Origin of the sequence: Vibrio sp. S9_S30 (assembly GCF_014694455.1) — a bacterium.
Taxonomy (GTDB): domain Bacteria; phylum Pseudomonadota; class Gammaproteobacteria; order Enterobacterales; family Vibrionaceae; genus Vibrio.
Window position 1 is genome coordinate 126,541 of record NZ_JAAUWT010000010.1, and the last position, 13,270, is coordinate 139,810.

The 13,270-nt window shown below is 44.7% G+C and carries 11 protein-coding genes; 4 read left to right on the plus strand and 7 right to left on the minus strand.

Annotated features, from left to right (window positions below; genetic code table 11):
- Nucleotides 1–37: 37 nt before the first annotated feature.
- The gene (gene apbC / locus HC752_RS13625; RefSeq protein WP_190335714.1) at nucleotides 38–1,111 is read right to left on the minus strand and encodes an iron-sulfur cluster carrier protein ApbC; all 1,074 of its coding nucleotides are present in this window, start codon (nucleotides 1,109–1,111) and stop codon (nucleotides 38–40) included.
- 160 nt (nucleotides 1,112–1,271) lie between these two features.
- Here apbC and metG point away from each other — a divergent pair, with 160 nt between their 5' ends.
- Complete coding sequence (gene metG / locus HC752_RS13630) at nucleotides 1,272–3,338, plus strand: methionine--tRNA ligase (RefSeq protein ID WP_190335715.1); 2,067 nt, start codon at nucleotides 1,272–1,274, stop codon at nucleotides 3,336–3,338.
- Nucleotides 3,339–3,796: 458 nt separating this feature from the next.
- Here metG and fadR read toward each other — a convergent pair whose 3' ends face one another.
- Entirely contained in the window at nucleotides 3,797–4,636 is an 840-nt protein-coding gene (fadR, locus tag HC752_RS13635) for a fatty acid metabolism transcriptional regulator FadR (RefSeq protein ID WP_190335716.1), read from the minus strand.
- Nucleotides 4,637–5,273: 637 nt separating this feature from the next.
- Between fadR and nhaB the strand changes: the two genes are divergently transcribed.
- Complete coding sequence (gene nhaB, locus HC752_RS13640; RefSeq protein WP_190335717.1) at nucleotides 5,274–6,857, plus strand: Na(+)/H(+) antiporter NhaB; 1,584 nt, start codon at nucleotides 5,274–5,276, stop codon at nucleotides 6,855–6,857.
- 77 nt (nucleotides 6,858–6,934) lie between these two features.
- Nucleotides 6,935–7,465 carry a disulfide bond formation protein DsbB gene (dsbB, locus tag HC752_RS13645; protein WP_190335718.1) on the plus strand — a complete coding sequence of 177 codons (531 nt, stop codon included), beginning with the start codon at nucleotides 6,935–6,937 and terminating at the stop codon, nucleotides 7,463–7,465.
- A gap of 91 nt (nucleotides 7,466–7,556) precedes the next feature.
- Here dsbB and HC752_RS13650 read toward each other — a convergent pair whose 3' ends face one another.
- On the minus strand, nucleotides 7,557–8,150 hold the full coding sequence (locus HC752_RS13650) for an SEC-C metal-binding domain-containing protein (protein WP_190335719.1): 594 nt from the start codon (nucleotides 8,148–8,150) through the stop codon (nucleotides 7,557–7,559).
- Between the two features lie 153 nt (nucleotides 8,151–8,303).
- On the opposite strand from HC752_RS13650, the gene dusC reads away from it, so the two are divergent.
- Nucleotides 8,304–9,266 carry a tRNA dihydrouridine(16) synthase DusC gene (dusC, locus tag HC752_RS13655; protein ID WP_190335720.1) on the plus strand — a complete coding sequence of 321 codons (963 nt, stop codon included), beginning with the start codon at nucleotides 8,304–8,306 and terminating at the stop codon, nucleotides 9,264–9,266.
- 103 nt (nucleotides 9,267–9,369) lie between these two features.
- On the opposite strand, the gene HC752_RS13660 is transcribed toward dusC, so the two are convergent.
- From HC752_RS13660 to yfbV, 4 genes are all read right to left on the minus strand, one after another.
- Complete coding sequence (locus HC752_RS13660; RefSeq protein ID WP_190335721.1) at nucleotides 9,370–10,164, minus strand: ABC transporter ATP-binding protein; 795 nt, start codon at nucleotides 10,162–10,164, stop codon at nucleotides 9,370–9,372.
- Nucleotides 10,161–11,081 (minus strand): ABC transporter permease, encoded by a 921-nt coding sequence (locus tag HC752_RS13665; protein WP_190335722.1) that lies wholly within the window; start codon nucleotides 11,079–11,081, stop codon nucleotides 10,161–10,163. Before HC752_RS13665 ends, HC752_RS13660 begins: the two co-directional genes overlap by 4 nt.
- Nucleotides 11,082–11,145: 64 nt before the next feature.
- Nucleotides 11,146–12,111, minus strand: coding sequence for an ABC transporter substrate-binding protein (locus tag HC752_RS13670; RefSeq protein WP_190335723.1), 966 nt, complete (start codon nucleotides 12,109–12,111; stop codon nucleotides 11,146–11,148).
- 530 nt (nucleotides 12,112–12,641) lie between these two features.
- A complete protein-coding gene (gene yfbV / locus HC752_RS13675; protein WP_190335724.1) occupies nucleotides 12,642–13,094 on the minus strand; it encodes a terminus macrodomain insulation protein YfbV in 453 nt (150 codons plus the stop codon).
- Nucleotides 13,095–13,270: the final 176 nt, after the last annotated feature.

Here is a 13,270-nt window from a genome sequence, read left to right on the forward strand (position 1 = left end):
GTGCAATTACACCGCGACAAAGCGACAACACAAAAAGCTACACCGCCACAAAGCTTATTGCGTCTGGCTTGGCTTTACCTTGCCAATACAAACGGCTTACGACGGTTTCGGCTAACGCTCGGTAAAGGTCGGAGTGAGGTGAATTAGGGCGAGAAACGACCGTCGGAGCACCATTGTCAAGATCTTCTCTCACTGAGATATGCAGTGGAATTTGTGTCAACAGCGCCAATCCAAACTCTTGAGCCATTTGACTTGCTCCACCAGCACCGAAGATGTGCTCTTTCTCGCCGCAATGACTGCAAATGTGGTAACTCATATTTTCGACCATGCCTAAAACAGGTACATTGACCTTTTCAAACATCGCGGCACCTTTACGGGCATCGGCTAAAGCCAGATCTTGAGGAGTCGTGACGATCAAAGAACCCGTTACTGGAATCTGTTGCGATAACGTAAGCTGAATATCACCGGTTCCTGGCGGCATATCGATGACAAGATAATCCAAATCCGGCCATTCGGTTTCATTAAGCAACTGCGCCAACGCTTTAGACGCCATAGGACCTCGCCAAATAGCGGCATCGGCGTCATCAACAAGATAGCCAATTGAATTAGTGTAAATGCCATGCGCTTTGATCGGCTGCATCCATTTGTGATCCCGAACGTCTGGCTTTTGCCCTTGAGTGCCCAGCATAATGGGAATGGAAGGACCATAAATATCGGCATCCAACATTCCAACCTTAGCACCCGAAACACTGAGCGCCATCGCCAAGTTCACCGCTGTCGTTGACTTACCCACACCTCCTTTTGCAGACGTCACCGCGATAACATTCTTAACGCCTTTGACTTCGGCTAACACGGTGGTTTGCATGGCTTTCACCTTACCCACAATATGATATTCAAAGGAAGGAATGGTCTTGGAAGCCATCTGGTCTTCAATCCAATTTTTCAGGCTCTGCTGCAAGTTATGGTTGATAAACGGAATCTCAATCTTAATCACACCACTCGCTAAGACGGATACGATACCAGGAGTCTGGCTCCATCCATCGATCAGCATTGGATGTTGGTATTGCCCTAGCCACTGGCACAGCGCATCTTTTGATTGAAATTGTTCCATATTGCCTCCCATTATTTCTGTCCATCCTATCACTACATTCTTTCGCAAAGAACCCTGAAAAAACTAGGTGATACGCCGAGTCTTCGGGTTGGAGTACGCTGCCGCTTAAGGTACTATTAGCGGCTATCACATTAATACCTATCTAAAGCGAATAACAAGTATGGCAACCGATCCAAACAACCTTTCTACAAGGAAAATACTGGTAACTTGTGCCCTACCGTATGCAAACGGTTCTATCCACCTTGGTCATATGCTTGAGCATATCCAAGCGGATATCTGGGTTCGTTATCAGCGCCTTCGTGGCAACACTGTTAATTTCATCTGTGCAGACGATGCTCACGGCACGCCAATTATGCTTAAAGCACAACAGATGGGTATTACACCAGAAGAGATGATTGCTGCTGTAAGTGAAGAGCATCAGAAAGATTTCGCTGGTTTTGATATCAGCTTTGACAACTACCACAGCACGCATTCTGAAGAAAACCGCGAGCTGGCTTCTCACATTTACCTGCAGCTCAAGAAAAATGGTTTTATTTCCAGTCGCACAATTTCTCAGCTCTTCGACCCTGAGAAAGAAATGTTCCTACCAGACCGTTTCGTAAAAGGCACCTGCCCGAAATGTAAATCCGATGACCAATACGGCGACAACTGTGATAACTGTGGTGAAACCTACAGCCCAACAGAACTTATCAATCCGAAATCTGCGGTATCGGGTTCAACCCCAGTTATGAAAGACTCTGAGCACTTTTTCTTCGACCTGCCTCAATTTGAGAGCATGTTGAAAGAGTGGACTCGCTCTGGCTCGCTGCAGTCGGAAACCGCCAATAAGATGCAAGAGTGGTTTGAGTCTGGATTGCAACAATGGGATATTTCCCGCGATGCACCGTATTTTGGCTTCGAAATTCCAGGCGAAAAAAACAAATTCTTCTACGTTTGGCTAGATGCTCCGATTGGCTACATGGGTTCATTTAAAAATCTATGTGACAAGCGTGATGACTTAGATTTCGACGAATACTGGAAAAAAGACAGCAACGCAGAGCTTTACCACTTTATCGGTAAAGACATCGTGTATTTCCACAGCCTGTTCTGGCCTGCCATGTTAGAAGGCTCCGGGTTCAGAAAGCCAAACAACGTATTCGTGCATGGCTACGTTACAGTGAACGGCGCGAAAATGTCTAAGTCAAAAGGAACGTTTGTCAAGGCGAGCACTTACCTCGACCATTTAGATCCTGAATGCCTGCGCTACTACTATGCCGCGAAACTAAATAGCCGCATCGACGACTTAGATCTCAACCTTGAAGACTTCACGCAACGTGTAAATGCAGACGTTGTTAATAAGATCGTAAACCTTGCGTCTCGTAACGCTGGCTTCATTACCAAACGTTTTGAAGGTAAGCTTTCAGAGACTTTCGCAGAACCAGAACTTTACAATGAGTTCGCCTCAGCAGCAGAACGCATCGCGGAGCTGTATGAATCCCGCGAATTTAGCCGCGCGATTCGTGAAGTCACAGCACTCGCCGACAAAGCTAACCAATACGTCGACGAGAAAGCACCTTGGGTCGTGGCCAAGCAAGAAGGCAAAGACAAAGAACTTCAAGATATCTGCTCCGTGGGTATTAACTTGTTCCGTGTTCTCATGACTTACTTGAAACCCGTGATGCCGGCGCTAGCAGCACGCACAGAAGGTTTCTTGAATGAAGAGCTCACTTGGGAAGGTATTGCTCGTCCGTTAACGGGTCATGAGATCACAACGTTCAAAGCCCTATTCAATCGCATCGACCCAAAGAAGGTGGAAGCGATGGTTGAAGCGTCGAAAGAAGAAGCCGCAGCAGAGAAAGCCGTTGCCGAAAAAGCGCAGAAAGCACAAACGGAAACAGAGCTGAGTAAAGACCCCATTGCCGATGAAATCGAGTTCGATGATTTCGCCAAAGTGGATCTGCGTATCGCGAAAATCGTTGAGTGTGAAGAAGTGCCAAAAGCGAATAAGCTGCTTAAGCTAACGCTTGATATCGGTGGTGAAACACGCCAGGTCTTTGCTGGTATCAAATCCGCCTACAAGCCAGAGGAGCTCGTGGGTAAGCACACCGTTATGGTCGCCAACTTAAAACCTCGTAAGATGAAGTTTGGTATGTCTGAAGGAATGGTGCTTGCAGCCGGTCCTGGAGGCAGCGACTTGTGGATACTTGAACCGCACGAAGGCGCTAAACCAGGCATGCGTGTGATGTAAATGGCATTTTGTAAGTAACTGAATACTAAAATAAGTCACTGCATACAAAAACTAAAACCGCCGACGTTACAGGCGGTTTTTCTCTCTCTCATCCCCGCAACGTTCTCAAAATCGAATGTCGATAAAGGTCGCCTTCCCCTAATTAGGGCTGCTCCCCTCTTCCAGCACCTCTCTTAAAAAGCAAAATACTGAGTACGGCAAGTTAATCTTATCCTGAGCCAAGGCTCTCACAGATAAGTTACCGAGCAATACCACTAACTTTAGGATGACGCTATCGTTACTTGATTGTGAAACACATCGCGACGACATGACAGAGCAGTACCATCATGGCTGGCAATGATCTTCGAGGTAATGGAATGTTTAACGCCACTGAGAGTAGGATTCAAAGCTACAGCATCAGCGTTGGAAAACCCACCCAAGGCGGGTTATAAGAAACCTTAGGTCTTACATGAAAGAAATTAGCTATCGTCTTCAGTAAAGTTTGTCGGTAACGTTACCTTCATCTTGTTCCAGATGTGCGCACTTTCCAACCCGTAATGGCGAATAACATTAGGCAACTGTTCACGAGAACCGGATTCACACACTTCACCCAATTGTTTGTAAAACTGTAACGCAAGGTCTCGTGCTTCAGGATTGGAAAAGTAATAGCTGCCAACACGATCATACAGCTTCTTCAGCCCATTGAAGATAAGCCCGTAGATCTGGTTTCCAGAATGGAAAGCGAGGCGTTGGAATAACATGTAATCGTAAAAATTAAACGTTTTGGCCATCAAAATAGCTTGACGTTTTCCCTCATCTTTCTCGTTATCATCTTTAACGTTTGCACGGATTTTTTCAGCGTAAGGCGACGCTTCAACAAACGCATCCCAATTGTCCGATTCTAATAGCTGTTCACAAGAATCAATCACCCCTTGAATGGTCTTCAGCGATGTTTCTTTATTGGTTTTAAAAGCATAACGCATAAAGATTGGGCTGATGTTGGTGCGTGCCGCAAGAAGATCTTCAACAATGCTGGTTGCGTTATCCGCATCCAAAGTCATTAGCGTATCAAGGATATGCAGACCGGAGGTTTCCATAAATTGATTCACTTTGGTCGGTTTACCATGCTGAATGGTTAGCCATCCATCACGAGCAAGCCGCTGCAACACTTCCCTTAACGTCGTTCTTGTTACACCAATCAATTCAGAAAGCTCTCGCTCCGCTGGTAGGATAGAGCCAGGAGGGAAGCGACCCTTCCAAATACTTTCAATAATGTACTTCTCAGCAAAACCTGCTGGGCTTTTTGCCTTTATAACCATGAATTCGGGTTTCCGGTGCATTTATAACGTAAAATTGTACTCATCATACCACTACTTGCACAATTCAGAAAATACGCATGTGTATTACTGCGTTGTTTGTGAGATTACGCGTTAGATTTTTTTATTCTCAGAGAGATTAGCGCACTCATTGTGAGTCAAATCTCACTTTTCAATAATTTTAACAAACGAGTAACGGGGAAAATTACTTATCAAAAGCACAACTCTGACTTAATTTCACATTGAAAATTAGCCTAATTTCGGCAAAAAAACCTGCATTTTATAGCTAACGTGCTATATTTTGATGAATAATCTAGGCAAGAATAAAAGTGTAAGCAAAAGTTAAATCTCGTAGTATTCTATGAATCGATGTCTCGAGTTCTTGATAAAAAAGCCTGTCAATTTGGCGATTTTAAACATTTTTAGGTTGACTAAATATTACGTAAGAGTAGAGTTGCGGTCGAAAGTATAGGAGTGCTTGTCTTTCTCAAGGAGTGACTTGGCAAGGCTACAAAGACTTCCATCGAAGTTGTCTTCCTAAGTCACTGTTTAAGATATGATTTTTTATGAAATTCTGTATTTCATAGTCAGGGATCAAGACACACTCTCAGTGTCGAATTTACAATAAAAGAGTCTTATCATGCCGATGTCACTCGGAAACGCGTTCATTAAGAACTTTCTTGGCAAAGCACCAGATTGGTACAAACTTGCCATTATTGCCTTTCTTATTATCAACCCAATCGTATTTTATTTTGTCGACCCATTCATTGCTGGTTGGATGCTCATCGTTGAGTTTATCTTTACGTTGGCTATGGCTCTAAAATGCTACCCACTCCAACCCGGCGGCCTTTTAGCTATTCAAGCGGTAGCAATAGGTATGACAAGTCCAAATCAAGTTTATCATGAGTTAGAAACTAACCTTCCAGTTCTTCTATTACTGGTATTCATGGTGGCTGGTATCTACTTCATGAAAGAGCTGCTGCTTTTCATCTTTACGAAGATATTGCTTGGTGTACGCTCGAAGATGATGCTATCCGTTGCTTTTTGCTTCGTTTCTGCATTCCTCTCGGCATTTCTGGATGCGCTCACAGTTATCGCAGTGGTTATTTCTGTTGCGGTTGGCTTCTATTCTATTTATCACAAGGTCGCATCAGGAAAAGGATCTCAAGCTAACCACGATCACACCAGTGATGATGGCTTGTGTGAAGTAACTCGCGATGACTTAGAAAACTACCGTTCTTTCTTACGCTCGCTGCTTATGCATGCGGGTGTGGGTACTGCGCTGGGCGGGGTAATGACCATGGTAGGCGAACCTCAAAACCTGATCATTGCAGACCAAGCAAGTTGGCAGTTTGGTGAGTTCATGATCCGCATGTTACCAGTGACGCTACCAGTGTTCATCTGCGGTCTGATTACTTGTGCTTTAGTTGAAAAATTTAAAATCTGTGGTTACGGTACCGACTTGCCTGCTAGTGTTAGAAAGATCCTTGTCGATTTTGACACCGAGCAACGTAAACGTAGAAATAAACAGGATATTGCGAAACTGGTTATCCAAGGCTTGATCGCAGTATGGCTTATCATTGGTTTGATGTTCCATCTAGCAGAAGTCGGGTTAATTGGCTTAAGTGTCATCATCCTTGCAACGGCTTTTACTGGTGTTATTGAAGAACATTCATTAGGCAAAGCATTTGAAGAAGCACTACCGTTTACCGCCCTTCTTGCTGTCTTCTTTGCCGTTGTTGCCGTTATCATCGATCAAGAGCTGTTCAAACCGGTTATCGATGCGGTACTCGCACTGGAAGGTGGTCAACAAATGATCATGTTCTATATTGCGAATGGTCTACTTTCTATGGTGTCCGATAATGTCTTCGTTGGTACGGTTTACATCAACGAAGTCAAATCAGCTCTCGTTGAAGGCGTGATTACTCGTGATCAATTCGATTTGCTTGCCGTCGCCATCAACACAGGCACCAATCTCCCTTCAGTCGCTACACCAAACGGTCAAGCCGCGTTCTTATTCTTACTGACTTCAGCATTGGCTCCGCTTATTCGTTTGTCATACGGTCGCATGGTCATCATGGCTCTGCCTTACACATGTGTGCTTGCCATCGTAGGTCTGCTTGGTATCGCATTCTTGCTTGAACCACTAACAGCGAGTTTCTATGAGATGGGATTGATCTCTCATCACGTAAGCGAAACCGTAGGTGCGTCGCAAGGGCATTAATTTTTTTGTTGAATAGAGAACTTATTCAAGATAAAAAGCTCTGAGTTGTCAGGGCTTTTTTATAAGGATACATTACTTTGAACGCTTTATATGCAATCAAACAATTTTCAGAGAGCCGCCTTTCATGGCTGATTCTGCTTATTTCTATCGTTGCACTGGAAGCCACGGCTTTGTACTTTCAGCATGTGATGATGTTGGCTCCATGTGTAATGTGTATTTACGAACGTATTGCGATGATGGGTGTCGGCTTCGCTGCTATTTTAGGCATGTTAAACCCTAAAAACGTGATCATTCGTTGGCTCGGATTCTTCGGGTGGGGCGCAAGTGCCTATAAGGGCTTAATGCTTTCGCTACAGCATGTCGATTATCAGTTTAACCCTTCCCCTTTTGCAACATGCGATATTTTCGTCTCTTTCCCAGACTGGGCACCTCTTAATAAATGGATGCCATCGGTATTTGAAGCGTATGGAGATTGCAGCAAGGTGGTATGGCAATTCTTAACCCTATCCATGCCTCAGTGGTTAGTCGTCATCTTCGCAGGTATGTTGGTTGCGTTAGCGATTGTGATTATTTCTCAGTTTTCTAGAAAGCCGAAAACCTTTTTTTAAAGGTAATGTCCTTAAGATATTGTTATAAGAAATAAAGCTCCTATAAGGAGCTTTATTTCTTGATACGGGAAATACGATGGAAGTTTTGAAACTAGCAACCACAACATTGCTTAAATTTCTTACCACTTTCACATGGGCATAAATCATTGCGACCAATGGTTTTATATGGGTTCACACTTTGTGATTTGGCACCTGTCATAAGTTCATCGGCTGCCATCGCCACTTCGGAAATCATGATATCCAACTGTGGCAATAGCGATTCTAAGCGTGGCGGATTCTCTATACCTGCCTGTTTCATTTGCGCGTGGGTTTGCTCCTCGTCAATACCCAACATAAATGTAGTGAGTAGTGCTTGTAACATCCTTGCTGTACCGTCCGACACTTTTGACTCAAGCCACTGCTCCTCAACAATCGGCCAAACCGACATAAAACCTTCTGAGAAATCCGCAAAGGCTTCTTTTTCATGCGTCCATTCAGAAGGTCTATATGTGCTCGACTTAATGGCAGCGTACTGGTTGTTTATTTGATCAACGACCTGTTTCTCTATCTCTTCAGCTTGTATTTTAGGTAGCCATTTTTTAGGCTCCAGCGGTTGGGTCACAAAGTTAGCAGCCAACACGGCGCCTTCGTAAAAATGAATGGTTTCGCCATCAAAGCCATTCGGTAGAGAAATCAGTTGGTACATTGTGTTTATCTTATTTCGGTATGTTGGCGCGAATTATACCCAAGTCCATTAAAGAAACCAGATATCGCTATTTGGCTTTTGGGTTCGCCCTCCGTTTTGCATTCAATAGGCTTCTCGCATACAATCGCGCAGCCCTAAAACAAGGTAAAAACTATGCGCGTAATACTTGGACCAATGGAAGGCGTATTAGATCATCTAATGCGTGAAATTCTGACCAACATAAACGATTACGATCTGTGCGTAACAGAATTCGTGCGAGTGATTGATCAGCTATTACCAGAGCATGTTTTTACCCGTATCTGCCCAGAATTACACACTGGTAGCAAAACAAAGTCGGGCACCCCTGTACGCACACAGCTACTCGGTCAAGAACCCAATTGGATGGCGGAAAATGCGGTGAGAGCCGTTAACCTAGGTTCCGATGGTATTGACCTGAACTTTGGCTGCCCAGCTAAAATGGTCAACAAGAGCAAAGGTGGTGCCGCGTTATTGCAGCATCCTGAACTGATTTATCAAGTGGTCAAGGCATGCCGTGAAGCCATAGATCCCTCCGTCCCTGTAACGGCTAAAATTCGACTAGGTTGGGAAGACCCGAACGATTGTTTTGAAATCGTCGATGCGATTACGCAAGCTGGTGCCAGTGAAATTACGGTACATGCTCGAACGAAGTCAGGTGGATACAAAGCCAGCGAAATTAAATGGGAATACTTAGCGAAGCTAAAGCAAAGAACCCGTATTCCTTTGATCGCCAATGGCGAGATATGGAATTACGCAGATGGACAACGCTGTATGGAGATGTCAGGAATAGACTCACTCATGGTCTGTCGAGGTGCATTCAATGTCCCCAATCTCGGTAATATGGTTAAGTACAATCACCACCCCATGCCTTGGCATGACGTAGTCGACTTGCTGCTTCAGTATTCCGAATATGAAATCCAAGGTGATAAAGGATTGTACTACCCTAATCGAGTAAAACAGTGGTTTTCGTATCTGAGACAAGAATACCCAGAAGCGGCAGCCTTATTTCGTGATATTCGCACATTTAATAAAGCGGCACCAATTGTAGAGCATATACAGCGATACCGTGACCAATTGATCACCGAATCGATTGGCTAACTGACTCCAATACAAACTCTCATGGTCAAAAAGAAAAAACCCTCTTCATACTAAAGAGGGTTTAAGTTTCTTACGTTGAGCGCCTTATCTTTTAAGAAAAGCATTAGTTCAGCAATAAACTGTCATCGGTCAGCTCTTCTCCGCGTACTTTAGAGAACATTTCGAGGAGATCAGGAACCGACATATTTGCCCGTTCATCTCCGGCAACATCCAAAACGACTTCACCTTGGTGAAGCATGACCGTTCTGTCTCCACACGCTAGCGCGTCTTTCATAGAATGCGTAACCATCATAACCGTAAGGTTAAACTCATTTACAATGCGCTTCGTCAAGTCAATAATGAACGCCGCCATACGAGGATCCAGCGCTGCGGTATGTTCATCCAAAAGCAAAAGTTTACTCTCAGATAATGTCGCCATGACAAGACTGACTGCTTGACGCTGTCCACCCGATAGCAGACCTATATTATCCCCTAACCGATCTTCTAATCCTAAACCTAAAATGCTGATGCGCTCTTGAAAGAGTTTTCTCCGTTTTGAAGACAGTGAAAAGCTCCACCCGCGACGCTTCCCTCGCATATAGGCTAATGCCATATTTTCTTCAATGGTAAGAGCACCGCACGTCCCTGCAAGGGGATCTTGAAACACCCGCGCACACTGGCTTGCTCGTTGATCAACGGTTTGGCGAGTCACATCAGCATGATCAATAATGACGCTCCCCCCCGCCATAGGCGTTTCACCAGTAACAGCCCCCAGTAAAGTTGACTTACCTGCCCCATTGGAACCAATAACCGTCAGGAATTCATGTTCTGGAACAGTAAGAGAAACGCCTCTTAAGGCTCTGTTTTCTAGAATAGTCCCTGCGTTAAAGGTAACTTGAATATTGTCGAGCTGGATCATGCTACCCCCTTAGATTCCGGTTTTGCAGGCTTACCGCCCTTTTTTACCTTAAAGTTTCCTTTCAGTTTCGGTGCAATAAGCGCCAAAGCAACCAGCACAGCCGTCACAAGGTTCAAGTCTGAGGCTTGGAGTCCAAACATGCCTGTGCTTAACGCAAATGCAACCGCCAATCTGTAGAGCACCGAACCAACGATAACCGCTAAAACCGCCACCCATATTTTCCGACCCGGGATTAACGTCTGTCCAAGAATGACGGCCGCTAATCCGACAACGATGGTACCGACTCCCGATGTCACATCCGCGAAACTGTTTGTTTGCGCAAACAAAGCGCCCGCAAACCCAACAAAGCCATTCGACAACGCCAACCCAAAGTAGGTGTAAAACGCCGTGCTTGCACCTTGCGACGCTACCATTCTGGCATTGACACCTGTAGCTCGGAGACCGAGACCGAAATCACTATTTAAAAGGCGCACGACAAAGTTTGCCGACAGTAATACCAATACTCCGACCACAATCGGGCGCACATACATAGAATCACCCAAGGCTTCAAATGGCGTTAGGATGGTATTCTCACCTATCAATGCCATATTGGGTCGCCCCATAATGCGAATATTGATAGAAAAAGCCGCGATCATGGTTAAAATCGAGGCTAGGAGATGCAATATTCCGCACTTCACCGCCAAAAATGCGGTAACCCAACCGGTTGCGGCACCCGCAATAATCGCCATGCCAGTTGCGATCCATGGGTCGATACCCGCCACAATAGCGGTAGCAGCGACGGCCGCCCCCATTGGGAAGCTGCCGTCCACACTCAAATCTGGAAAATCCAGAACCCTAAACGTTAAATAGACACCCAGTGCAACCAATCCATAAACGAGCCCAATTTCAAGAGCGCCAAAAAATGCAAAAGCAGACATAACAACTCCCTTTCTGCTTGATATAAAAAGCCCGAACAGCGAACGCTATTCGGGCTTAGTCGTGTTATTTTATGCTAGTTGCACGATCCAGAACGGATTTTGGAATGGTGACACCAATTTTTTCTGCCGCCGTTTTATTCACAACAAGGTCGGAACCTTTTGCCACGTTCACATCTAAGCTACCAGGTTCTGCGCCTTCTAAAATAGCCGCTACGTAATCGGCTGTTTGAACACCTACTTGGTAATAATCAAACCCTAGGCTTGCCACAGCACCTTTCTCAACATAGGAAGTCGCACCGCCAAGGACGGGGATTTTCGCTTGATTCGCCGCAACGATCATACCTTCAATCGCACTCGCCACCGTATTATCCGTTGGCGCGTAAATCACGTCAGACTTAGCAGAAATGGCTTGAGTTGCCGACTGAACATCTGCGCTCTTTAGCGCCGTCGCTTCAATCACTTTCAAACCTTTTGCCTCAGCCGCCTCTTTCAAAAGATCAACCAAAGTCACCGCATTCGCTTCACCTGGGTTATAAACCACACCGATAGATTTGACGTTTGGTAGGATTTCTTGAATCAAGTCAACGTGTTGAGCAACAGGTGACAAATCCGACAAACCAGTCACATTTTTTCCTGGCTGTTTCATGCTGCCCACCAGTTTCGCCCCAACAGGATCGGTCACCGCCGTGAAAACCACTGGAATAGAACGAGTTGAGGAAACCAACGCTTGCGCGGTAGGCGTCGCAATGCCAACCAATACATCTGGGTTTTCGCCAACAAATTGACGCGCTATCTGTACGGCAATAGCAGGATTGCCTTGCGCAGTACGATATTCAAATTCTAGATTTTTCCCTTCTATGTAGCCCTTTTCTTTTAGACCATCAAGCAAGCCCTGACGTGTCGCGTCCAGAGCGGGATGCTCTACGATTTGTGATACGGCAACTTTGGCCGTTTTAGCAATAACACCGGTTGAGGAAAGTAACGCTGCACCGGCAATACACGCGGTAACAATGATTTGACTTGCTTTCATCTTGACTCCTTGATTCAGCAGTAAAGTTGTTGTGATGTTGTGGCTGCCAAGCTCCTGGCGGCTTACTTGTTTTATTTCTTTGATTCCAAACACTCATAATAAAGCGCCTAGTCTTAAGTCTAGGAAATCTGAAACAAACAGCTACTAAAAATAGTTTCTTTATTTTGTACGCGCTGATTTACGCATATGTACACATTTTTACCAGCAAGGCTCAGTAAAGGGAAGAAAGGATTAACAACAAAGTAACAAAACGTGAAATTTGCGTTAAACAGCACACAAAACCACTGTGTTTGACAGTTAGTAAACTAATATTCTTGTCATTTAAGCAAAAAATAGATGATGTTTTTTCGAGCAAAATGGAAAGTCAATTATTGTCAGAACATTTGACTTTCATCGATAATAATGGATTGGAGGTCGTTGATTCACATGCCGAATTGGGAACAAAAAGGAGGCTAGGATCGAATGACCCTAGCCTCCTTTTTTGAGAAGTTAACTTGTAATAAATAGCTCAGTCTGAAATTGGGTTCACTTTAAAACCAACGCTCCAACGCAGACTTATCGAGCTGTCTAAACGCTCGATTGAGTGTGACCGCCAATTCTTTGTATCGTGGCTTGCTTTTGATCGGCTCAAGCGCACCGCCCGCGTCGATAATTTTTTGATGAATTTCTCGGTACCAACTTGCAAGTGCTGGCGGAAGTTGGGTGTTAGAACGGTTACCTAACCACCACATCCCCTGTAGCGGAAGGCTAATCGCAAATAAAGCCATCACTATAGCTTGCGGCATGGCTTGCTGGTTGTCGAACACCATTTGCATAAGCACACTAATCGCAGCAACAGCTGGCATCACTTTGACTCCAAATTTTGTCGCCTTGATGATGCGTTGTTCTGGAAAAAGAGGGGTCAGCTCCTTTCGCACAGGCCAAGTATCCATGTATTTTTGACCGTCTTTCAAACTGTGGATGAGCCCGACTTTATTGTTCATACCAACCTCTCACTAAAATAAATTGACAACCTTTAAAAAAAAGCTGCAAAAAAATTGATTCTAGTTAAAATGCATTCAAATTTTTTTGTTATCTTGGGTCATTATCGCTATCCTTAGCAAACCCTCAATCTCATTGTTGCCGTTATTTACAATTTAGGCAACCGTGAGTGTTATTT

Excerpts from the sequence above, each read along its gene's own strand:
- apbC (WP_190335714.1), bottom strand. The coding sequence starts at position 1,111 with ATGGAACAATTTCAATCAAAAGATGCGCTGTGCCAGTGGCTAGGGCAA.
- metG (WP_190335715.1), top strand. The coding sequence starts at position 1,272 with ATGGCAACCGATCCAAACAACCTTTCTACAAGGAAAATACTGGTAACT.
- fadR (WP_190335716.1), bottom strand. The coding sequence starts at position 4,636 with ATGGTTATAAAGGCAAAAAGCCCAGCAGGTTTTGCTGAGAAGTACATT.
- nhaB (WP_190335717.1), top strand. The coding sequence starts at position 5,274 with ATGCCGATGTCACTCGGAAACGCGTTCATTAAGAACTTTCTTGGCAAA.
- HC752_RS13650 (WP_190335719.1), bottom strand. The coding sequence starts at position 8,150 with ATGTACCAACTGATTTCTCTACCGAATGGCTTTGATGGCGAAACCATT.
- dusC (WP_190335720.1), top strand. The coding sequence starts at position 8,304 with ATGCGCGTAATACTTGGACCAATGGAAGGCGTATTAGATCATCTAATG.
- HC752_RS13660 (WP_190335721.1), bottom strand. The coding sequence starts at position 10,164 with ATGATCCAGCTCGACAATATTCAAGTTACCTTTAACGCAGGGACTATT.
- HC752_RS13665 (WP_190335722.1), bottom strand. The coding sequence starts at position 11,081 with ATGTCTGCTTTTGCATTTTTTGGCGCTCTTGAAATTGGGCTCGTTTAT.
- HC752_RS13670 (WP_190335723.1), bottom strand. The coding sequence starts at position 12,111 with ATGAAAGCAAGTCAAATCATTGTTACCGCGTGTATTGCCGGTGCAGCG.
- yfbV (WP_190335724.1), bottom strand. The coding sequence starts at position 13,094 with ATGAACAATAAAGTCGGGCTCATCCACAGTTTGAAAGACGGTCAAAAA.